Source organism: Stappia sp. BW2, assembly GCF_008107695.1.
Classification (GTDB): domain Bacteria; phylum Pseudomonadota; class Alphaproteobacteria; order Rhizobiales; family Stappiaceae; genus Roseibium.
Genome location: NZ_VIRG01000053.1, coordinates 417,669 through 439,265 on the forward strand (window position 1 = coordinate 417,669; position 21,597 = coordinate 439,265).

16 protein-coding genes are annotated in these 21,597 nt (G+C 60.1%); all 16 read right to left on the minus strand.

Annotation, left to right across the window (positions count from 1 at the left end; translation table 11 throughout):
* Positions 1-96 precede the first annotated feature (96 nt).
* Positions 97-1,353: an O-antigen ligase family protein gene (locus FMN63_RS06175; protein WP_148583066.1), complete on the minus strand. Its 1,257-nt coding sequence runs from the start codon at positions 1,351-1,353 to the stop codon at positions 97-99.
* Positions 1,353-2,690 carry a lipopolysaccharide biosynthesis protein gene (locus tag FMN63_RS06180; RefSeq protein WP_148583067.1) on the minus strand — a complete coding sequence of 446 codons (1,338 nt, stop codon included), beginning with the start codon at positions 2,688-2,690 and terminating at the stop codon, positions 1,353-1,355. Before FMN63_RS06180 ends, FMN63_RS06175 begins: the two co-directional genes overlap by 1 nt.
* Complete coding sequence (locus tag FMN63_RS06185; protein ID WP_148583068.1) at positions 2,690-4,099, minus strand: pectate lyase family protein; 1,410 nt, start codon at positions 4,097-4,099, stop codon at positions 2,690-2,692. The genes FMN63_RS06180 and FMN63_RS06185 overlap by 1 nt, the downstream gene beginning before the upstream one ends.
* Complete coding sequence (locus FMN63_RS06190) at positions 4,092-5,915, minus strand: GumC family protein (RefSeq protein WP_162529988.1); 1,824 nt, start codon at positions 5,913-5,915, stop codon at positions 4,092-4,094. Before FMN63_RS06190 ends, FMN63_RS06185 begins: the two co-directional genes overlap by 8 nt.
* A 253-nt stretch (positions 5,916-6,168) precedes the next feature.
* Positions 6,169-8,079: a GumC family protein gene (locus tag FMN63_RS06195; protein ID WP_148583070.1), complete on the minus strand. Its 1,911-nt coding sequence runs from the start codon at positions 8,077-8,079 to the stop codon at positions 6,169-6,171.
* A 131-nt stretch (positions 8,080-8,210) separates the two neighbouring features.
* On the minus strand, positions 8,211-9,338 hold the full coding sequence (locus tag FMN63_RS06200) for a glycosyltransferase family 4 protein (RefSeq protein WP_148583071.1): 1,128 nt from the start codon (positions 9,336-9,338) through the stop codon (positions 8,211-8,213).
* A 3-nt stretch (positions 9,339-9,341) separates the two neighbouring features.
* Positions 9,342-10,331, minus strand: a complete 990-nt coding sequence (locus tag FMN63_RS06205; protein WP_148583072.1) for a glycosyltransferase family 2 protein — start codon at positions 10,329-10,331, stop codon at positions 9,342-9,344.
* Positions 10,328-11,290: an NAD-dependent epimerase/dehydratase family protein gene (locus FMN63_RS06210; RefSeq protein WP_148583073.1), complete on the minus strand. Its 963-nt coding sequence runs from the start codon at positions 11,288-11,290 to the stop codon at positions 10,328-10,330. Before FMN63_RS06210 ends, FMN63_RS06205 begins: the two co-directional genes overlap by 4 nt.
* 9 nt (positions 11,291-11,299) lie before the next feature.
* Positions 11,300-12,544 carry a class I SAM-dependent methyltransferase gene (locus FMN63_RS06215; RefSeq protein WP_148583074.1) on the minus strand — a complete coding sequence of 415 codons (1,245 nt, stop codon included), beginning with the start codon at positions 12,542-12,544 and terminating at the stop codon, positions 11,300-11,302.
* A 165-nt stretch (positions 12,545-12,709) separates the two neighbouring features.
* Complete coding sequence (locus FMN63_RS06220) at positions 12,710-13,942, minus strand: DegT/DnrJ/EryC1/StrS family aminotransferase (protein ID WP_148583075.1); 1,233 nt, start codon at positions 13,940-13,942, stop codon at positions 12,710-12,712.
* Between the two features lie 30 nt (positions 13,943-13,972).
* Positions 13,973-15,109 (minus strand): CDP-glucose 4,6-dehydratase, encoded by a 1,137-nt coding sequence (gene rfbG / locus FMN63_RS06225; protein WP_209000961.1) that lies wholly within the window; start codon positions 15,107-15,109, stop codon positions 13,973-13,975.
* 10 nt (positions 15,110-15,119) lie between these two features.
* On the minus strand, positions 15,120-15,926 hold the full coding sequence (gene rfbF / locus FMN63_RS06230; protein ID WP_148583077.1) for a glucose-1-phosphate cytidylyltransferase: 807 nt from the start codon (positions 15,924-15,926) through the stop codon (positions 15,120-15,122).
* A gap of 111 nt (positions 15,927-16,037) precedes the next feature.
* Positions 16,038-17,690: a glycosyltransferase family protein gene (locus FMN63_RS06235; protein ID WP_148583078.1), complete on the minus strand. Its 1,653-nt coding sequence runs from the start codon at positions 17,688-17,690 to the stop codon at positions 16,038-16,040.
* Positions 17,687-18,115 (minus strand): GtrA family protein, encoded by a 429-nt coding sequence (locus FMN63_RS06240; protein ID WP_148583079.1) that lies wholly within the window; start codon positions 18,113-18,115, stop codon positions 17,687-17,689. Before FMN63_RS06240 ends, FMN63_RS06235 begins: the two co-directional genes overlap by 4 nt.
* Positions 18,112-19,401, minus strand: a complete 1,290-nt coding sequence (locus FMN63_RS06245) for a glycosyltransferase family 4 protein (protein WP_148583080.1) — start codon at positions 19,399-19,401, stop codon at positions 18,112-18,114. The genes FMN63_RS06240 and FMN63_RS06245 overlap by 4 nt, the downstream gene beginning before the upstream one ends.
* Positions 19,401-21,431: a polysaccharide biosynthesis protein gene (locus FMN63_RS06250; RefSeq protein WP_162529989.1), complete on the minus strand. Its 2,031-nt coding sequence runs from the start codon at positions 21,429-21,431 to the stop codon at positions 19,401-19,403. Before FMN63_RS06250 ends, FMN63_RS06245 begins: the two co-directional genes overlap by 1 nt.
* Between the last annotated feature and the right edge of the window lie 166 nt (positions 21,432-21,597).

The following is a 21,597-nucleotide window of genomic DNA, read 5'->3' on the forward strand; positions in this document are numbered from 1 at the left end:
GCCTAAAACAGGCTCTCTTCCCCGGCTCGGATACCGTATCGGCATCTGGCGGCTCCGGTGTTTCCATCGAACGTTGGAACGTGCCTTTTCCATGGATCACACGTGCTCCCACTTATTTTGTCGGCGCTCCCGGAGGCCCGCCAGACAGATCGCTGCCGGAAGCAGAAGCGGCACGCACAGGAACCTTCCGTAGATGTGGGTCACCCCATTCAGGGCGAATGCGAACATCAGCAGTATCGTGAACATCAGCACGCCTGCCCAGCGCGTCTCGGTGCTGCTGAACGCCCGCCAACCGACGAACACCAGCGTGAGGAGGACGCCGACAAGACCCAGCAGCGAAACGACACCACCTTCCGAAAACAACAGCAGATAGGTGTTGTGGACAGGCGCGCCCAAGTCGCTGATCAGCCGGTGTTGATCCACACCAACGCCGACCCAGATCGACCGATTGATCATGACGATTGCTTCGCGAATGAGAAGCATGCGGCCATCGAATGTGCCTGCCTCACTGGAATCGCCGGTCGTCAACGCCCCGTAGACCCGCTCCAGAAACACCTCGGGCAAAAAGTACTCTCCGAAGAGGAATAGCGCCGCCAGACCTGCCACGGCCACCCCGATGACGATCAGAATGTGTTTCGCCGAGCCGTAGAAAAACGAAACTCCGAAGATCCCCAACATCGAGACGATAAAGCCGGAATTCGATGCGGACAGCAGCAGGCCGTAGGCAACCGGCGTTGCCAGTGCCGCGAACAGGAGGCCCGAGATCTGGGAGATGAAGTAGAGCCAGATCAGGTAGACCAACCCCACACCTGCCAACAGTCCGACCCCGTTTTCCCGCTCGATCAGGCCGGTCAGGCGTCCGTTTCTCGAAAAGAAACGGGCATCGTCCGGACTGAACACGGAATAGAACACCCCGTGCAACATCACGAATGCGAGAGAAAAGGCCATCACCTTGCACAGGAACATTGTTTCCCGCGCGGACCGCCCCAGAAGCAGCAGAGGCATGAGGACCAGCGAAAACCCGTATTGGCCAACACCCACAGCCCCGGTAAGCGGATCGCCGGACATCAGCGATCCGACAATCAGACCGCCGCAAAGAAGCAACACCGAGAAGAGCCAGAAAGGCGTCATGTCCGCGAAAGGACGAAGTGGAATGCGCCTGTTCGCAATCATCACGACAAAGGCGGCACTGGCAATGAGATCCGACAACGTAAAGAAGACGATATTGGTGCGCAGATAGGTCATCGGCGACAGAAATACCGCTGCGATGACAAGCAGGCGTTCGAGTTCCTGACTGGCCGTCCCCTGGGTAACAGGATTGCGATGCGGAGAAAACGGGATCGCGCGAAGCATCAGGTCTGCCTCCTCACGTCGCGCTGCCGGCGCGACCAGTAGAGGACGAACAAAGCGCCTGCGACCAGCGTGCCGTTGAACATCACATGTGCGGCAGCCGCCCCAACCGGCCCCAGGACATGAACAAGCGGTACGAAAGAGGCCAGGAAAACCACGCTTCCGAGCACGGTCACCCCGAGAAGCTCACGGTCGCGCCCCATGCTCAGCATGGCCGGATTAAGCACCATCGTCGCCAGCAGCAGTATGACGGCCAGCAATTGGACGTTGACCATGTTCGCCGCCTCATCGAACCCCGCGCCGAAAAGGACCGACAAGAGCGATGGCATCAGGAATGCGGCGGGGATCAGCACAGTCAGGCAAAGGCCTGCGATTGCCAGCAGCACGCCATTTACCAGCTTGTGAAACCCGCGCTCTTCGCCGGAGCTCCATTTGCGCGCCAGTTCCGGGAAGATTGCCTGGTTCAGCGGGCGCCCCAGCTTGAGCGCGCTGTCGGCAACCCGGCGAGCAATATGAAAATATCCGACGAATTTTTCATCCACGAGCACCGACAGCAGGATCACATCCAGGCGCTGCACCGTCTGGCGGATGATAACGTTGAAGTTCGAGTTCCAGAGGAAGCGCAGAATTCCCGGGTTCTCGCTGCGGATACCCTGCATCGGAACCTGCATGAACGTGCCGTAGCCACGCTGGCGAACATAACGCAGCGAAAAGACAAACGGCAGCAGGCTGTTGGCCAGTCCCTCGATCACCGCCACAAGGACAAATCCCCAAAGGCCGTAACCCATCGCCCATACGCCGGCGGACAGTACCAGGCGCATCAGGGCAATACCGACGTCGACCTTGGCGAGAACGTCAAACCGGTCGAAAATCCTCAAAACGGCGACCGCGGTCGGCTTGAGATTGAAAAGAAGCGCCAGGGAAAACAGCGCCAGATAAGCAGAACTGTCCTGTGGCCAGCCCATCATCCGCACCGTTACATGGGCGGCGAAGATCGAAACCCCGGCAGCGAGCGTACTGCCAGCGAGGTTCACGTAGACCGAGCCCTTCAGCAATCGCATGAACCGGTTGCTGTCATTATCGGACAGGGCCTCAACGCCATATTTGATCACGGCTTGCCAGGGCTCCAGACGCAAAAGCCGATCGACAATGCGCACGTAGGCCTGAAAGATCGCGAAGAGACCAAGACCTGCCGGACCAAGTGACTGGGCCATGATGGCCAGCGTCCCGATGCTGATCAAACCGCTGACGGCCTGGGACGAGAAGACCCATGAGAAATTGCGTATGAGCCGCCCGGCGATCAGGCTGTCTTCTGCTGAGAGGTTGAGCAGTCGGGCCATCAGTCATCCAGCTCCCTGTCGCCGGCAAGTTCTGCCAGCCAAAGCTCAATGTGCGCCCTGTCCGTGCCCGTGGCAATCTGCCATGGGTCGTTTGGCTGGCTGGCATCGAGCCCGGCCGTCGCATCTTCCCAGTCGTCCGGAAATCCGTCGCCGTCTGTGTCCACGACCCGTTCGTCCAGCTGGTGGTCTGGCCAGCCACCAACTTCGGACGGAGAATCGATCACCCGTCCGGTGCAATTGCGAACCGTATCGACAAGCTGACGGTCCAGCTCGTCCCGGTGGCGGTCCGACGGCAGGCGGTCGCCAACCCCTTCAAGCACGAGATCGAGCACTTCGCTTGCTTTCACGCGCGGGACGGACAACGTGCCGGTCACGCCCTCGACGATTTCGGCACCGGGATCGGCATCGACCTGCGGGAAGGGCCGGTTTCGATCACAGCGTCCGCGGTCGATCGCGAGAATGTCATCTACCTGAACCTCAAGGCTGTACTGGTCGCTTGCCATGATGGCCTCGACCGCGGCGGGCCGATTGCGGACGGTGTTCGGACCCGTCAGCGCCACGTTGCCGGCGTAGATGATCAGCGCATTGCCGTAGTAGTTGCGAAACTCTCCGAATTGACTGATCGGATTGTAGAAAACACTGTTGACGACTTCGACCGGACCGTCGTCGTTGCCATAGATATCCGGATTACGGTCCCGATTGTGGGCGAAAAGATTTCGCCAGAGACTGACGCGCCCGCAGTCGAAGTCGCGGCCGTCGCCGGAGCAGATCAAGGCCCCCTTCGAGTGACGCCCCTTCGGGTGATTGGCATGATCCAGCGCCCAGGCGGAAATGCTGTTTGCGACCGTTATGTCGCTGGACCGTTCGCGGGAAACATGTATGCCGAGGTTCTCGTCGGTGGCAAACATCAACGACAAATGATCGAGATAAACGCGCGTGGCGTTCTCAAGCGTCACCCCGTCGACCGACGACGAAGGCTGCTGGCTCGGCCCCGGCCGTACCTTGAGAAACCGGACGACGACATCGCTGGCATTCTTGATGATCACGGGGGTGGCGCGGGATTTTCCCAGCCTGATCTGGATACCCAGCCCGGGCGCCGTCTGGCCTGCAACATAGAGGTTCGAGCGGAAAAAGAGCGGGCTGTCGAGCGTGATCGTTCCGCTCACCTGGAAGACACAGATCCGAGGCATGTCGCCCTTTTCGACGCAGGCACGCAGAGAACCCGGACCGGCATCGGCCAGCGTTGTAACCGGAATGATCTCGCCGCCGGTCCACCCGGTCGCAAATGCTCCGAACCCGACAGCCCCCGGAAACGCCCGGGGCGCGGCCTCAGCCGTCAACGGCAGCGTCAGCGTCAGCAAGAGGCCAAGGGCGAAAACGATTGCAGCCTGTGTTTTGTACTCAGCCATCATTCACCACTATCCCGACGTTCGAGGCATTGTTCAGTTCAAGTTGTTGAGCGGCTTTCGAAAGATCTTCGAAGCGGGTCTTCTTCATGCGGGCAACCAGCAGCACCGACTGCGCGAGACTGCCGAGGCGGCATGCCACGTCGTCACTCAGCACAGGCGGGCAATCGATCACGATCAGGGAGTATTTACGGCGCAGGATGCTGAGAGACGTGGTGACACTGGACATGTTGCCAAAGCGTATCGGCACGGCACCCGGCGCGGGTGCGATTATCGACAGGCTCGGATGGCCGGGCAAATGCCACGCGGCTGCATCGATCTGCAAAGGATTGGTCAGAAGATCGAGGAACCCGCTCGCGCTGCGTTTGCGCGACAGGGTCGTGATCAGGTCCTTTTGCGATGGGTCCAGATCGACAAGCAGGACCTTTTCACCTCCTGCCGCCGCATGTGCCGCAAGCGCAAAACTGAGGGTGCTCCGCCCCTCCTGGTTCCCCGGCGACGTGACCAGAACCATGGCACTGGTCTCTTTCCCGGAGCCGGTCCCGGTCTTTGTACGAAGGGTCGTGTAAAGGGGCGAGATCTTGTGCAATGCCCGTACCAGGCTCCCTCTCCGGGTAGCCCAGGCCATGCGGGTGATGAACTTTCGTGAAAGCCGAGGCAAATGCCCCAGAACCGGTGCGCGAAACGTGGTTATCTGCTGCGGCCACCGCAAGCGGCCGCGAAGGTTTTCCCGTAGAAGCGCCAGAATGAAACCGAATGTGAGCCCACAGATCAGCGCGCCTACCGTTTCGGTTTTGGGAGAAGGAGAAACAGGCCTTGCCGACGGGCTTGCAACGGTAACCTGTCGCGCAACCGGGGCCAGAAGCGCCTCCTGCATTGTGAGCGCTTCAACCTTGTCGAACAGAAGATCATCCTGCCTTCGCATCGACTCCAGCTTTCGCTCAAGGCCGTTCTTTTCAACCTCAGCTGCCGCACGCGCTTCAAGTTTCGCAAGTGTCGCATCCCGCTCCGCCTTGAGTTCCGTCGCATCTGCCGAGTGTTCTGCCTGCTCTTCAGCCAGCGCCAGTTGCGCTTCCAGGCGGCGAAGGGTGTCGGTCAGAGTTTGCGTCACGGTCACATCGTCGAGATTGTGGGCCTTGGTGAAGGCCAGCAGATCTGCTTCCGCCACTTCCATCGTCTTCTGCAATGCGGACTGTCGCGACAAGATCGACATCCTGGTCCGCTCGATATCCGCGCGCTGTATCTCCAGCGTGTAGTCGACATAACTGCGGGCAACGCCATTCGCGATTTCGGCAGCCGTTTGCGGACTGGCGTCGGTCGCAAGAATATCGATGGCAAAGGTCGTGGGATGCCAGATGATCTGGTAGCTCTCCAGAATACGATCAATCGCGCTTGCCTTGCCGGACGCGCCGCCTTGATCTTCCCCGGAAGTTGAAGCCGACACGTCTTCAGGCAAAACCTGTTCCGCCACCCGTGCGGCGAACTCTCGCGAATTCATCACCTCGATTTCGGTGGCCAGTTGGGTCATCGACAAGGTTCTGGCCCGCAGCCGAGCCCCGAACGGGTCGAGACGCAGGATCGCATCGTCGACCACCAGCGTGGCCTGCGAGCTGTAGGTCGGCACAACGGTGGCAAGCCGAAGCCACATCAGGGCGCCACAGGCCAGCATGCACAGGGCGATCAGAAGTGCATTCCTGAGGATTAGCGTGTGAATCTGGATATTCTCAAGCCCGGTTTCGGCAGCAGTTTCGGTCTGGCGACCCCGTTTTGACACCGGATCAGCCACCTTGCCGGCAGATTGAGAACTGGTGCTGAACAAAGACAGGGATCGTCTCCTTCACTGTGTTGCGGCAGAAGCGCCGGACCTTGCGACCGTTTTAAGATTGCCAACCGCCCGAACAATCCTTGAACGGCACTGCGCGGCACTCGATGCGATTTTCAAATAGCTACGGCTGAAACTTCGATGCGCAGCAAGATGCAAAAAATTTCAAATAAACCGTCCTGTCGGACCCGATGCCTTTTGGTGGACCGCGATGACGGAAAAAGGGAGCGCCATCGCGACCAGGGCTGTCTTACTTAGGCGATTTGTAAATATAGCTGTTGTTGTAGGCGTAATATCCTCCCGCACGGTGAGCTCCGTAGTCGCGCAGCGAGTAACGGCGAATGTCGACGTCGTTCAGAACCACACCTGCGAGCGGAATCTGATTGTGCCGCAAGGCTTCAGCCGCCGTTCCCAGCGCATCTTCCGACGTGCGCCCCCAGCGCGCGATCAGGATCACGAAATCCGCGAGCGTCGCCAGACGGTTGGCTTCGTCGGCCGCCAGTACGGGAGCCGTATCAATAATGATGACGTCGTAGGTTCCGCGCAGTTTCTTCAAAATGGCCTTGCCGCGAGGCGTGTCGAACAGGCGCCTATGAACGATGAAATCCGGCGAGAACGACAGGAGATTGACCTGTCCGAACCGGGCGCATGGCACAATATGCTCGTCGATTGCCTTCTGATCCTGCCAGATGTCCTGGGGCGTAGTCTTCGGCACCTCGCAGCCTGCCATGCGCGTCAGGCCATGCCGGTGGATATCGAGATCGATCATCAGCACCCGGTGTCCTTCCCGGGCAGCGGAAACCGCGAGCGAGAACGTCAGGGTCGTCTTGCCTTCGTTGGCAAGCGCCGATGTGACAGCCATGACCATGCTGTCCTTTTTGCGGACCTGATTGGAAAGCAGCGTGAGCAGACTGCGCAGCGCGAGCTGGAACGGCGAATTCTCCTGCCTGGACGTCTTGCTCAGGAAGAGTTCCTGCTTGTCCCTCTTCCGCCAGAACCGGATCCGCGGAACATAACCGATGGTTCGCAAGCCCAGGTACTGCATCGTCTGGGTACCGGTCCACACCCGGCGGTCGAACAGTTCCCGCAAGAGCACAAAACCCAGACCGACGACCAGCCCGCCCGCAATGCCGAATGCGAAGATCGCGATACGGTTTGGTGTCGCCGGTTTCAGTGCAGGGTAAGCCACAGTTACCTGGCGGGCATCGGGCTGAAGAAAGTCGACCTGTGTTTCCAGCGCGTTGCGCCGCTCCACAAGGGCCTGATACCTGGCCAGATCTGAATCAAGCGATCTCTGCAACTTTGACTGTGTCAGTTCAGCGCGCGTTCGCTCTTCCAGTTTCTGTTCCACCTCCGCAAGGCGGAGTTGGGCCTCGTCTGCCCGGATGGAAGATCCATTCTGGTCGCGGGCAAGGCTCAGGATCGAAGTCAATCTGCTGAGTTCTGCCCTCAACTCGTCGCCGAGGCTGGTGTCGTCCAGTTCGTTTTCGCGAATGAGGTTCGCCAGGCGCGCTTCCATCTCGCTCAGGCGGCCACCAAGGAGGGTTATCCGGTCCCGCAATTCGGAGATGGATGACTGGACGACGTCCTTTTTCTCCCGAAGGGAGCTGTCGATGTAAGTCCTGGAAAGCGTATTCGCCAGTTGCGCCGCCATGCTGGCATCCGGGTGGCGCACACGAATGTCGAGCGCCAGGCTCTCCCCTCGCCTTTCAACCGTATAGCTGTTGAGCATGCGCACCAGAACCGCTTCGAGTTGCTGGTCCTGATTGGGCAGCGGCGTTTCGGTTGCCGACAGATACGGATTGAAATATCTGTCCGAAATCAGGTTCAGTTCACTGGCGACCTTACGTGCGAATTCCACGGATCGAAGCAAGTCGATCTCGGTCTCCACGTGGATAAGCGACGTGTCGGAGTTTTCGATTGTCGTCTCGGTCGGATTTATCCGCGTTTCCACGTTCGACAGAATGATGGTCGAGCGTGCGGCAAATTTCGGCTGAATGACCTTGAGCGCCATATGAGCAGCGCCCAGACCCAGCAGCATGGACAATATCAGCCAGAGCCAGTTTCTCCGCAACACCTTGAACATGGCAAAGAATCCGAACTGAATCGGACGTTCTGCCAAGGCATATTGTTCCTGCTGCGAGTCAACAAGAATGCTCATAGAATCCCCCCAATTGCCGCCGATATCTGCTGTTCGTCATCGTATCGAAGTCGTTATTATTGAGCGCTCCGGCATCGGTCCGCGCCAGGTCCGCCGTGACGGACAGTCCGGTGTCCACAGTGGTGAAACGTTCACGCATTTGCATGTGAATACCCCTCCCCCGCCGGCTTGCCATGTTTGAAGGCCCCCTCCCGGCCGGCATCGGAAATCGCCCGGTCCCATTGGGCAAGAATGGTCTCCGGCGCCAGTTTCTGCCGCAGGCGGAGGCTGGCATCCGCCATCGCGGCTCTCAGGGCCGAGCTGGACATCAGGCGATCAATCGCCTCGGCAAGCGCCGCGACATCGCCATCGTTGACCAGAAGTCCGTTTTCTCCATCGAAGATCAGCTCCCGTGGGCCGTAGGGGCAGTCGAACGCAACGACGGGAAGCCCGCTGACGACAGCTTCGGCAACGACATTCGGAAAGCCTTCGAAACGGGAGGAAAGAACGAGAATGTCGGAGTTCCGGATCCATTCCCCCGGCTTGGTGCTCTTGCCCGGCAGGCTGACGACGTCCTGAAGTCCAAGGCGGTCACGCTGCGCTTCCAGGGAAGCGCGGGCGGCACCTTCTCCATAGATCGTCAGTCTTGCTTCCGGCTGTTTTTCGCGCACCAGCGCCATGGCATCGATGAGCAGATCAAAGCCCTTCTGGTGGTCCAGACGTCCGACGGCAACCAGCCTGTTTCCTTCAGGCGAAGGCGCCACCCCTGCAATGGGCGCACAGGGGTTCGGGATCACCTGGGCGCAGGGCTGCACCCGTGCCGGCAGGCCCTGCCGCGCCCGGTCCGTCTGCATGACCATCGCCGCGGCTCGCGGCATCAGGGCATTCTGCGCACGTCGCCAGGCCGGATGCGCCCTTTGCACCAGCGGGTTGTTACGCTCGGAGGCGATCACGGGCACCGACGAACCTGCGGCCAGAAGGGTCAGGACGTTGATCTTGGTCAGGAACGACAGGCAGGCATCCGGCGATACAGACCGAACCAGCTTGCGGATATTTGCAAGCCTGCGCAACGGCAGGGGAAGCAGCCCTTTGCCGGAGGACCGGTCAAGAACGTGAAGGACAACGTTGTCCGGATAGGAGAAATATGATCCTGCTTCGGGGCAGGTCATAGCGGCCACATGCACTTCATCGCCCAGCTCAGCACGATGTGCTGCCAGCATGGCCACGATCTTTTCCGTGCCACCTGCGCCAAATCCAGCCTGAACGAACAACAGCTTCATGGTCTATTCCGCAGCCTCCACGAGGGTACGGCGGCGGTCCGAAACGGTTCCGTTTTGCTGCCCGCCGCCGTTCAGTTCGATTTCGACGAGTGGCCGGTTCAGATTCTTCGACTGCAGGAAAATCCGGCCGATGTATTCGCCCAGAATGCCGAGGAACATCGCGTTCAAAGTCATCGACAGCAGGATCAGCGTCGTGGTCGTCGCAAAACCGGCCGGCCAGTCCTGGCCGAAGACAAGCTTGCCGATGATGTAACCGGAGAGCAGCAGGAAGGCGCACAGGCCGCCCACAAGACTGATCAGCGAAGCCAGCCGCAACGGCAGAAGCGAATGGTTGATCAGGCCGTCTACCGCAAGAGCGACCATGGCCCGAAGCGGGAACTTGGATTCACCGGAGACGCGGGCATTGCGGTCGTACTCAAAACCGATCTGGTTGAAGCCCATGCCGCTGATCAGTCCGCGGACATAGGGCGAGCGGTCTTCCACGCGCCGCAGCTCATCGAGAATGCGCCGGTCGGTCAGCCGAAATTCACCCGCGTTCCGGGGAAGGTCGTCCTGGCTGATCGCGTCGATCAACGTATAGAAAGCTCTGCGCAGCCACGCGACAACCGGACCATCCGGCAGACTCCGCCGGATTCCGTAGACGACATGATAGCCCTTGCGCCAGGTATCCAGCATCTGCGGGATCAGTTCGGGCGGGTCCTGGAGATCGCAATCGAGCTGGATGGCGCAGGCGCCCTCAGCGGCCCTGTAGGCGGTCAGCACTGACGCCTGGTATCCAACGTTGCGCGAAAACCGTATCACGCGAACCCGCGGATCCTTGGCGGCGATTTCCGAGAGAATACCGAAGGTCCGGTCACTGGAATGGTTGTCCGTGAAAATGAGCTCCGGCTCATAGTCGGGAAGCTGGTCGAATACGTCCATGACGCGCTTGTAGGTGTCGCGAACGTTGTCCTCTTCATTCAGCGTCGGGATCAGAACGGAAACAAGAATCATGCCTGCATCTCCGCTGCAAACTTTGGAATGATGTTCTCTCGTGTCCATTTCACGGTCCTTTCGAGGCCATCTTGGAGCTGGATTTTCGGCGACCAGCCAAGGCGGTCGCGGATGCGTTCGGCAGAGACGATCAATTCTACCGGATCGCCGGTTTGATCGCTGAATTTCACGAGACCGGCACCAGCGCCGGTGAGCTTGATCAGGGCCTGCATGACCTCGGCAACCGTCGGGGCATATCCCGTTCCCACATTGACCACCGGCCCGGCTTTCTCGGGATTGTCGCCCAGCATCAAGAGGGCCCTGGTCACGTCATCGACATGGATCAGGTCACGGCGATCCGAGGGGCTGCGGACACTGATCGTCTGGCCCGCCAGCAATTGAGAAATGGCGCGCGGGATCAGGAAGCTCTCCGACTGCCCCGGTCCATAGGTCAGAGCCAGCCGCGCCGTAACGGCCAAAAACGGCAATCGCGGCTGCGCCATCTCCAGATAATGCGTCCCGGCCAGAAGAGAGGCGGCATAGGACCCGGTCGGTCTTTCCCGCACGGTTTCTGCAAAAGGCGCCGCACAGTCCCCGTATTCGGCAATCGTCCCCGTTCTGACGAAGGCCCGGGGCGGGCATTCGCAAGCGGTCAAGGCCGACAGGAGCGCGATCAGCGGCGAGACGTTTTCCTCGACACTGTCTGCAAGATCCTGCAAGTCCGGCCGGTTTTCGAAACGGGTGCGCGCGCCCACATGGAAAACGATCTCCGGCCTGGTTTTTGCCAGACAGTTCCCGAGCGCCCGGGCATCAGCAAGATCAAACCTGTAGAGGGCGACGCGCGACCCGATACCGGCAAGCCTGTCCGTGGACGAGCGAGGCCGCACGACTGCACTGACCTCGTCGCCCCGCTGCAAACAGGCCCGGGCCAGGTTCGATCCGATGAAGCCGGATGCTCCGGTGATGAGAACGCGCGCCATCAGCCTGCCTCAGGGAATGATCTTCGGCACCGGAAGGGGCACGATGAACTTGCCGCCTTTCGCTTCGAAGTCGGCCATCTGCTCACGGATTTCGTCCAGGAAGTTCCAGGCAAGAACCAGCAGGTAGTCAGGCTGCTTCTCGGCCACCGCTTCCGGCCCAAGAACCGGAATGTGCATGCCCGGAGAATAGAGGCCCTGTTTCAGCGGGTTCCTGTCGACCAGAAAATCGAGTGTCTCCGTGCCGATCCCGAAAAAGTTGAGCAGTGTATTGCCCTTCGCAGGCGCGCCGTAGCCGGCAATCGACTTGCCGTCTGCCTTGAGCTCGGCCAGCAATTCAGTGAGATCCTTGCTGATCTTATGAACGCGGTCTGCGAAATCCTCATACGTCGCAGCCTGCGTCATGCCGGCCTGACGTTCCTCTTCAAGCATCTCGTCGACAATGGCCGTGCGTTGCGCCTTCAAGGCGGCCGGCTGCATGAACACGCGCATCGAGCCGCCATGAACCGGAAGCTTGGTGACATCCACCACATCCAGCCCGACGCTTTCGCCCAGGCGCACGATGGAAAGCAGGCTCAGTTCCGACAGATGCTCATGATAGACATTGTCGAATTCGTTGGTCGCGAGAATCTCCTTGCCCCACGGCACTTCAATGATGAAGACGCCGCTCTCGTCCAAAAGCTTCAAAACGCCTTCGGTAAAGCCGTGCAAGTCGTCGATATGGTTGAACGTGTTGGAGGTCGTGATGACCGCCGCCGGCCCTTCGGCCTCTCGCAACGCTGCAGCCGTTTCGGGGTTGAAGAATGCCGTGTGCACCCTGACACCGCGCTCTTGCGCGATTACCGCAAGGTTTGCCGCGGGGTCCACGCCAAGCGTCTTGCCGCCCAACTTGTTCGCGTGAGACAGCATGAGCCCGTCGTTACAGCCGATATCGACGATCAGCCCGCCGTCCGCCTTGTCCACGGCAACTTGCGCCAGTTCCGCGAAATGGGAGTGCATCGTCGCAGCCCCGGAAGGCACGTAAAGATAGTTGGTGAAGAAGTCGGCGGGCACCTGATCCGCAACCTGGATCAGGCCGCAATCGAGGCACGCTTGCGTGTTGAGCGGAAAAGCCACCTGGGGCTTACCGCGGTCAGCCTCGCTTGCAAACATGTTTGCCGGCGGATGGGTGCCCATCGGCAGAAACAGCAAAAGATCCTCGGAACCGCAGGTTCTGCATGTACGGCGGATAGACTTGTCTAGCTCGAATTTATTCATTGGTTTTAATCGCTCTTAAAATGACTTGGACTGTCTGGGTTCTTGTTCAATGCAAATTCCGCGCGGGAAAATCCCCGCCAAATCAATCTGTCGTTGCCGCTCCTTCGGACCTGTGCCCCCGCATAAACCTGCGGGGCACACCTGAAGACCACGGCAGGCCCGGGATCACCCGACCCTCTCTTTGCCTGCTGTCACCGCATCGAAACCGGCAGAAAACCGGCTCAGGAAATCGCGTACACGCGCATGCATGTACTCAACCTGATCGTCATTGAGGCCGTGATGGCAGGCCAGAAGAATGCCGCCGCGCATCACGCTGTCGGCAATCGGATAGCCATCCGGGTCGACGCGGCAGTCGACGTCCTTCATTGCCGGCTGGCGCAGGATGTTGCCGGTAAAGACCGGGCGGGTCTGGATGTCGGCCTTTTCGAGATAAATCTGCAGCTCGCGCCTGGTAAACGGCGCATCGGCCCGGATTGTCAGCGGAAAGGCCAGCCATCCCGTCCTGGAGCCTTCCAGCTGGCGCGGCAGGACGAACCAGTCCTCATAGTCCGCGAAGAACCGCTTGTGCGCTTCGAAATGCCGTTCGCGCACCGCGATGTTGTGCTGCAGCTTGCCAAGTTGCACGAGACCGAACGCAGCGCTGATTTCCGAAGGTTCCAGATTGTAACCAAGCGCTTCGAAAACGAACTTCGCGTCATATTCGATGTCGTCGAGCCGGACATTGAACCGGTTCTCGATCGCCTCGGATTCAACGAACAGCGAGGAACTGCGGCCCCAGGAGCGCAGCAACAGCGCCTTGCGCGCCAGCTCCGGGGTGTTGACGCACAGCATGCCGCCGTTGCCCGCCCCGTTGATGACGTGCGAGCCGTAAAAACTCGTCGTGGAAACATCCGAGTAGATGCCCGTGCTCTCGCCGGACATCGTCGCGCCAAGAGTATCGGCGCTGTCTTCGATCACCTTGAGGCCGTGTGCATCGGCGATTTCGCGAATGCGCTTCCAGTTCGGCAGATTGCCGATCAGGGAGGGGATCATCACCGCAGAGGTTGCGGGCGTGATCATCTTTTCGATGGCCGTCTCGTCAATGTTGTAAGTTCCCTCGGCAGCGTCGACGAACGCCGGCACGAGGCCCTGGCGCACGAGCGGGGCAACCGTGGTGGCAAACGTCAGCGCGGGCGTGATGACCTCGCTGCCCTTGGGAAGGTCCAGGATCTCCACGGCCAGATAATTGGCCGAAGATCCTGAATTGACCATGATCCCGAAGTTCTTGCTGAAAAGCTCGGCGACCTTCTGCTGCATGTCACGAACACGCGGCCCCATCTGGGTCGAGGTCTTGAGCACTTGGACCACGGCGTCGATTTCTTCCTGTCCGTGTACCGTCTGACCGTAATTAACTCGCATCTGTCAATGTCTCCGGTGATCTCGCGCGGTCTATTCAGCGACCATCGCGTAGCGCGTAAGGCTGCTGCCAGCCATCAATGCGCCGTAACCTGAAATCTGTTGTTCGGTGCACTCGCCCATGTCCTCGCCAAGCGCGTGTGCCTTGTACCAGTCGACTGTCATCCCGATTGCTTCGGCAAGTCCGAGCTGCGGCCGCCATCCGAGGTGCGTGCGGGCCTTGGTACTGTCGAGGCGCAAAAGACCGGCTTCGTGCAGGGTCGCTGTCGTCTCCGGCTGCTGTTCGGCAAAACGGACCTCGGGAGCACCTTGCCCCCAGGCTGTCCGCATCAACTGCATCAGCTCGCGCACATTGACCGTGCTTTCGATGTCAGGACCGAAGTTCCACGCACCGGCAAATTCGGCGCCGTCCTCGAGAAGCCGGGCTCCAAGCTGGAGATAGCCCGAGAGCGGCTCCAGAACGTGCTGCCAGGGGCGCACCGCCTTGGGGCTGCGGATCTCGAGCGGCACACCGCTTGAGGCGGCCCGCACGATGTCCGGCACCAGCCGTTCCTCACCCCAGTCGCCTCCGCCGATGACGTTCCCGGCCCGGGCCGTAGCCAGTTGCGGTCCCGCACTATCGGCGAAGAAGGCGTGGCGATAGGCCTGCGCCACAAGTTCGGTACATCCCTTCGACGCGCTGTAGGGGTCATGACCACCCAGCGGATCAATCTCGCGATAGCCCCAGGTCCATTCGCGGTTGTCGTAACACTTGTCGGACGTGATCACGACGACTGCACGCAGCGAAGGCATCTGGCGAACCGCATCCAGAACATTGGCCGTTCCCGACACGTTGGTCGCGAAGGTCTCTGCCGGGAAGCGGTAGGAATGGCGCACCAGCGGCTGGGCAGCCAGATGAAAGACGATCTCGGCATCGACGCCCTGCAGAGCCTCCTGCAGCGCAGCCGGATTCCGGATGTCCGCAAACCGGCTGTCCATCCGGCTGTCAAGATCGCAGGACTTGAAGACGCCCGGCCCCTCGTAGGGCGGCAACGACAGACCGACGACATCGGCGCCAAGATGCAGCAGCCAGGCCGACAGCCAGCCGCCCTTGAACCCGGAGTGACCCGTGATCAAGACCCGGCGGCCAGCAAAAGAACGGCCGATAAGAGGATCAATAAACCCGTGCATGGCCGGCATCTCAGATTGCGAGAGCCGGCATGTCGGCAGGCATCTCCTGGTTGAAACGCAGCCATGGCGGCGGAAGCTCTTCGCACAGCGTATTGAGCGTGTCGCGATCCCGGACAGTATCCATCGGATGCCAGAAACCGTCGTGACGATAAGCCATCAGCTCGCCGTCCTTGGCCATCTGAGTCAGAGGCGACTGCTCCAGCGGCTCGGCATCGTTGACCATGTAGTCCAGGACGCCGGGTTCGAAGACGAAGTAACCACCATTGATCCAGGTGTCACGCGTGCGCACCTTTTCGGTAAACGCGCAGACCCGGTCGCCCTTGATCTCGATGTTGCCGAAACGCGCAGGCGGCTGAACGGCGGTGACAGTGGCAAGCTTTCCGTGCGACTTGTGGAAGTCGAGCAGGGCATTGATGTCGATATTGCCCAGGCCGTCCGAGTAGGTGCACATGAAGGTTTCGTTGTTGAGCCAGTCGCGCAGCCTGCGAATGCGGCCGCTGGTCATCGTGTGCGAGCCCGTGTCGACAACACACACGTTCCAGCCGCCCGGCTCCGACGGCACGAGACGCAGCTTTCCTGTATCCACCGACACGGAAATATTATTGGCGATCAGGTGGTAGTTGGCGAAAAACTGCTTGATCAGCAATGCCTTGTAACCGGCTGCAACAACAAAGTCGTTGTGGCCGAAATGACTGTAAATATCCATCACGCGGGCAATGATCGGCCGACCGCCGACCTCGACCATAGGTTTGGGAATGGTGACTGTTTCCTCGGCCAACCGTGAGCCCAACCCACCGGCAAGAAGTACAGTTTGCATTTTCTTCTCCCTGAATGTCTAAACACTGAAAACAAATACTTGGTTTGAAACGAAGTCAGTCCGACTGAAATGATCGCGCTGACACATGGTCAAGAGCCGCAGACCGGCGGCTCAGTCCTGGCCTCCTTTGGTTCGAACAAAAAGGCGGCCGTCGCCGTAACGGTTGCTAAGCTCCGAAACCGGAACTTCCAGGTAGTTGTTTGCCCGCGCATACGCGACCATCGGTGCTTCCAGGTCGGGCTCGTAGCCCACCAGGATTGCAGCGGGAGGCTCCTTGGCGAACAGCTCCGCCAGACCGTCCGCCCCGACCATGCGATAGAAAGCAGCAAGTTCGGCGTCGGTATAAGGCGCAATCCGATATGCGAACTGGCCGGAAGCAAACTCCGGATAGGTGCCGAGACCGGCCTCCATCGGATAAACGGGCATGAAGGTCGCCACCGGTCCTTCAGGAGCGTTGTGGGTTGCAAGGGCTTGCTGCAATTCCTGGCCACCGCGCAGCATGCGCGCGGACGTGAAGCCGTCAGGATGGGCAAGGCTTGCGAGCCCGGGCATGAGACGCGGAAGCGTAATGACGAGCATGACAAGCATGCTGGCGCAAAGAACCGGCATCACCTGCTGACGGTCCCGCGCTCCAATCTGCCGATAGAACAACGCACCCAGGATCGGAAGGCAGACAAGCGGCTGAATGTAATACTGCGGAAAGCCGGGGGTCGGCACGAAGCTGAGCGCGGCTGCAAAGGCGATGACCGCGAGAACAACAACAGTCTGGCCTTGGCAGTCGCTGCCTTGCGCCTCCCCTTTGTACCGAGCGCGAAGCGCCACCCAGAACAGATAAACCAGCGCAGTTGCGAGGATCAAAGGACCTCCCGCCAACCAAGCTCCAAAGGCAAGCTGCAACTTGCCGGCCAAGCCCATTGCCAGGCCGGGTTCAGCGGCAGCATTCGTCGTCCAGTAGGCAATGTGCGGGCCGGTATGAAATGACAGCACATGCGCGAAAAACAGCTGCGGATCAGCGAGCAGATACCAGAGGACCGGCAAGGCTCCGATCAGCCCACCGGCGGCGAGCGGAAGCACAACTCCCGTCAGCCGACCGCGCAGGGAGACATGGCGCGGAAGCAGGAAGGCGGCAAGCGCGACCGGGGGAATGAAAACCACCGCGCTGACCTTGCAGCCCGCTGCAAGCGAAAGGCACATTCCGGCAACGAAGATCAGGCTGAAACGCGGCTGCCGTTCCATGGTTTCGGACAGGAACAGGCCGATCCCGAGAACCGCGAACGGCAACGGCATCAGGTTGTTGGTCGCAGCCATTCCGGCCTGACCCAGCAACGGATCCGCCGCAACCATGGCCACGGCCGAGAAAATCGCCAGCAGCCAGGAGCGCGAGAGGCGCAACGTGGTCCAGACAATCGCGAGGATCAGCAGCACCCAAAGAAGGAAGACGCCTGTTCTTGCCGAGCCGAGCAAACCCTGGTCGCTGAAGACAAGATGCATGCCGTTGAAGAACCAGGCGGCATTCGGCACGTGATTGAAGAAGACGTCCCTGTAGAGCTGCCAGTCTGGCAGATACTGCGCAGGCGGAACGAACATCATCTCGTCCCGTCGCACACCGAAGGCCATCAGCCTGCCGTAGAGCGCACCCAGCAACAGTGCGACGCCTGCAACAGATGCCGCACTGACCGCGAACCGCAGCCATTTCTGACGGCTTCCGGCATGTGATGCCTCATCCGCTGCAACGGCAGGATGGTTGGACTGCACGACACTCATGACTGTTCATCCTTTCCGTTCCTGTGCGCGCCGAGCGCACGAGCAACCAGAACGTAGGAGAGAGCGACGACCGGCGGCAGTGACAGGAGCTGCGCTCCGAGCGCAGGCACCCCGGCTCCGGTCAAGCCGGCAAGCAACAGGGCGTTGAACGCATAGGCGACAACATAGGCAAGCCCATAAAGCGGGAGCCTGCCAAACCCGCTGACACCGAAAACAAACCGGGCATGGATGGAGAAGTTCCAGATCACCCCGAGGCCGAACTGTGCCACGAGCGCGACTTGCGGGTGCACACCCGCCAGGACCAGGATCGCAAAGACCCCATATCCAAAAGCCGTGTTGATTATGCCGGCACCAAGAAAACGCACGACCCGGGAGCTCATCAGGTCGGTCAATGCCGTGCGGGTCGATGTAACGGAGAGCGTCATGAGAGGGCGACCTCCGAGACCTGGCAGGCGACTTCCGCATCAGCAACCGGATCCGTCTTGCGCGCACCGGAAGCGTATCGCACCGGCTCGATACCCATGAGCTGCATCAGCTTGGCATTCACCTGGTGAATGTCATTCCGACTGCAAACGAGTTCACGCGCGGCCGCACCCATGGTGACGGCACGGGTCGGCATTTCGATGAAGCTTCTCATCGCCCCGGCAAGAGCCTGAACATCGTCACGCGGCACGACGAAACCGGAAACACCGTGTTCGATCGTCTCTCCACAGCCCGGGGCATCAGTGGTAATGACGGCGCGCCCGCAGGACATGGCCTCCAGGATCGACCGCGGAATGCCTTCGCGCAGCGACGTCGGAAGCACCATCACACTGCTTGCGTGGAGGAACGGCACGACATCATTTGTCGCTCCGCGATATCTCAACAGCCCGTCGTCCTGCCACGCCTTGAGCTGCTCCGGCGCGATCGCATCCGGATTGCTGTCGGTTGGCCCCAGAATGTCGAGCTCAAATTCAAGCCCTTCGGACTTGAGGCATTTCGCAGCTTCGGCAAGAAGAGCAAGCCCCTTGGAGCGAAGCAGCCTCCCGACGAAGAGAAAGCGGACGGGCCCTTGCGGAATCGGCGTCGCCGAGAAGCGGGCCGTGTCGACGCCTGAACCTGGAATGTCGTGGAGCGGGACCCGGTCCGGTATCAGCCGGTAGGTCCGGATGTCCCGGCGATCCGCGCGGTTGTAGCAGAAAGCCAAAGTCAGCCTGCGCAGCGCGATCCGGTGCAGCCAGACGGAGGCAGCGCGCACGAAGCGCCGGCGGCCCGTCGGCCTGTCTTCCATGAAGGCGTATCCGAGCCCCGTGAACAGGGCGTAGCGGGACCTGATACCGACCAGTTGTGCAGCAAGGCAGGCATAGACGATCGGCTTCATGGTGTATGCAAGAACGAGTTCGGGCTTTTCCTCGCGAAGGGCGCGAACGAGAGCCCAAAGGCTGGCGAGATCGCTGAGGGGATTTGTCCCCGTGCGGTTCATGGGAATTTCGCGATGTGCGATCCCGTTCTCATCGAGAATTCGTGCGGTCTCGGCATCTATCTCGGCGGCCAGCGCGACAACATCATAGCCGTTTGCCTGGAAGCGCCGCATCAGGTCCAGCCGGAAATTGACCAGCGAATACCCGAGGCTGCCGACAATCACTGCGCGCCTGCGGCGGCCGGAATTTCCCTGACCCGACGTCGGAGACACACTGACAGCCTGGCGCATATGGTTGACGGAGAGGCTCATTAGCCGGCACTCAGCGCTTCAGGACCGTTTGCAGGCCTGAGCACGGCGCCCGCCGGCACCTGCAGCTTGACCGGCAGTTCCAACGCACCGGACCGGGCGATGTTGCCGGCCGCGGTTCTGACCGTTTCCACCGTGTAGGGACTTTTGGTGCCATAGCCAGGTACCAGATCCCGAAGCAGCTGATTGACCAGTGGTCCGTTTTGACGCCGCGCAGCTAGCTCCAGCTTCAGAATCATCGACCGCAACCGCGCAATCGGAACACCTTCCGGACGGGCGGCACTGACACCCGGTATGCCGCAATCGGCACGGTTTTCGGATTTGTCGAACAATTCCTCGAAGAGCTTCTCGCCGGGGCGCATGCCGATGAAGTCGATCTTGATGTCCTCGTGAGGCGTCAGTCCGGCAAGCCGGATCATGCGCTCGGCGAGGTCAACGATCTTGACCGGGCTCCCCATGTCCAGGACGAAGATTTCCCCCTGGCTGGTGTCGAACTTCAGACCACTCGCGGCAGAAACCAGCGTCAACTGAACCGCTTCGCGGATCGTCATGAAGTACCGTTCCATCTTGGGATCGGTGATCGTGATCGGACCGCCGTTGGAAATCTGGCGCTGGAACAGCGGGATCAGCGAGCCTGAAGACCCCAGGACATTGCCGAACCGGACCGAGAAGAACCTGGTGCGTTCGTCCGTCTCGTTGGTGATCCGGTCCTGCGCCTGGACATAGAATTCCGCAACGCGCTTTGTCGCCCCCATGACGTTGGTCGTGTTGACAGCCTTGTCGGTCGAGATCTGCACCATTGCAAGAGCTCCGACTTCCCGGGCCGCATCGGCAACATTGCGCGATCCAATGACGTTTGTCAGAACGCCCTCGCAGGGGTTGAGCTCGACGATCGGCACGTGCTTCAGCGCCGCCGCGTTGAACACCAGTTCCGGACGGTGCTCTCTGAAGATCGAGCTGACGCGGTCCGCATCGACAATGGAGACCACATACATCCGCCGGGGCACGTTGGGAAAATGCCGCGACAGATCCATATCGATCGAATAGGCGTTGAATTCGCAGTTATCGATAATCACGATCTCTGCAGGATTGAAGGATGCGATCTGTCGGGTGAGTTCGCTGCCGATAGACCCGCCGGCACCGGTCACCAGAACCCGCCGTCCCCTGAACACTTCGAACAGAAGCGACCGTTCTACGGCCTTTTGCGGTCGATCCAGAATATCATCCGGATCCACGGTCCTCATGTTCTGGCCGTCACCCATATCTTGGGCGCCAAGATCCTCCAGCCCGTTCAACCGCGACACGGTCACCCCGTGGCCGCTGGCCCAGGCAGTCAGTTTCTGGATGCCTTCGCTGTCGAAATGCGTTGTCGGCTCGGTCAGAAGCAGCCGCTGCGGCAGAACATTCCACTGCGAAAGCCGTTCGATGACGTTTTCCGGATCGCGCAGCGTTCCGATGATCTGGACGTCGTGGAAGTAGAGCCCCTGGGTGTTACGGGCATCATCAATGATCCCGACCGGCAGGTAGCGCGAGCCGGTATTGCGCAAGGAGCGCAGGAACAGATCGCAACTTGCACCAGTTCCCACCAGAAGAACCGGAGTCTTCGAGCTTCCCACTTTGAGCTGACGGCTTTGCCGGGTCAGTTCCCTGCCCCTGGCGATAACCCGCAGCGCACCGAGCGCGGGCACCGCGAGATAGAACTGAACAACCACGACAGGAATGGGAACGGAGGACGTGACCTGGTTAAACCGCGACAGAATCGCAATCGAAACGCTCGCAAGCAAAGCTCCCTTGAGCAGAACAACAATGTCTCTCAACGAGGTGGATCGCGTGTCCCGGCGGTAGAAACCGGCCAGTGGAAAAATCACGAGGCCGCAGAAACACGCCAGCGCTGCGAAGGGAAATATGGCGGGCAACAGCTCTTTTTGAGCCGACCCGGTTACCGTCAGGAGCACCGCGAGCCCAGCTGACAGCGTTATGGAAACGACATCACCAAGAACGAGCCTCCGGTTGGCCTTCAACTCGGCGCCCAATTGCTGCAACCACCGATGCAATCTCGGCAGGCTTGGCAAGAAAGAGAGACCCGAAGATTTTATCCTGATCTTCGACGATGTCTCCGAAGAATAAAAATCCGCCATAGCAAACGCTCCACTAAGCACCAGAGGCGAAAATTTCATATCGCCTCTCTGTCCGTTATTT

Bases quoted from the DNA above. Each gene is read 5' to 3' on its own strand.
- FMN63_RS06240 (WP_148583079.1), bottom strand. From the start codon at position 18,115: ATGACGCTCTCCGTTACATCGACCCGCACGGCATTGACCGACCTGATG.
- FMN63_RS06245 (WP_148583080.1), bottom strand. From the start codon at position 19,401: ATGAGCCTCTCCGTCAACCATATGCGCCAGGCTGTCAGTGTGTCTCCG.
- rfbG (WP_209000961.1), bottom strand. From the start codon at position 15,109: ATGCACGGGTTTATTGATCCTCTTATCGGCCGTTCTTTTGCTGGCCGC.
- FMN63_RS06215 (WP_148583074.1), bottom strand. From the start codon at position 12,544: ATGAATAAATTCGAGCTAGACAAGTCTATCCGCCGTACATGCAGAACC.
- FMN63_RS06205 (WP_148583072.1), bottom strand. From the start codon at position 10,331: ATGATTCTTGTTTCCGTTCTGATCCCGACGCTGAATGAAGAGGACAAC.
- FMN63_RS06210 (WP_148583073.1), bottom strand. From the start codon at position 11,290: ATGGCGCGCGTTCTCATCACCGGAGCATCCGGCTTCATCGGATCGAAC.
- FMN63_RS06195 (WP_148583070.1), bottom strand. From the start codon at position 8,079: ATGAGCATTCTTGTTGACTCGCAGCAGGAACAATATGCCTTGGCAGAA.
- FMN63_RS06175 (WP_148583066.1), bottom strand. From the start codon at position 1,353: ATGCTTCGCGCGATCCCGTTTTCTCCGCATCGCAATCCTGTTACCCAG.
- FMN63_RS06220 (WP_148583075.1), bottom strand. From the start codon at position 13,942: ATGCGAGTTAATTACGGTCAGACGGTACACGGACAGGAAGAAATCGAC.
- FMN63_RS06235 (WP_148583078.1), bottom strand. From the start codon at position 17,690: ATGAGTGTCGTGCAGTCCAACCATCCTGCCGTTGCAGCGGATGAGGCA.
- FMN63_RS06200 (WP_148583071.1), bottom strand. From the start codon at position 9,338: ATGAAGCTGTTGTTCGTTCAGGCTGGATTTGGCGCAGGTGGCACGGAA.
- FMN63_RS06185 (WP_148583068.1), bottom strand. From the start codon at position 4,099: ATGGCTGAGTACAAAACACAGGCTGCAATCGTTTTCGCCCTTGGCCTC.
- rfbF (WP_148583077.1), bottom strand. From the start codon at position 15,926: ATGCAAACTGTACTTCTTGCCGGTGGGTTGGGCTCACGGTTGGCCGAG.
- FMN63_RS06180 (WP_148583067.1), bottom strand. From the start codon at position 2,690: ATGGCCCGACTGCTCAACCTCTCAGCAGAAGACAGCCTGATCGCCGGG.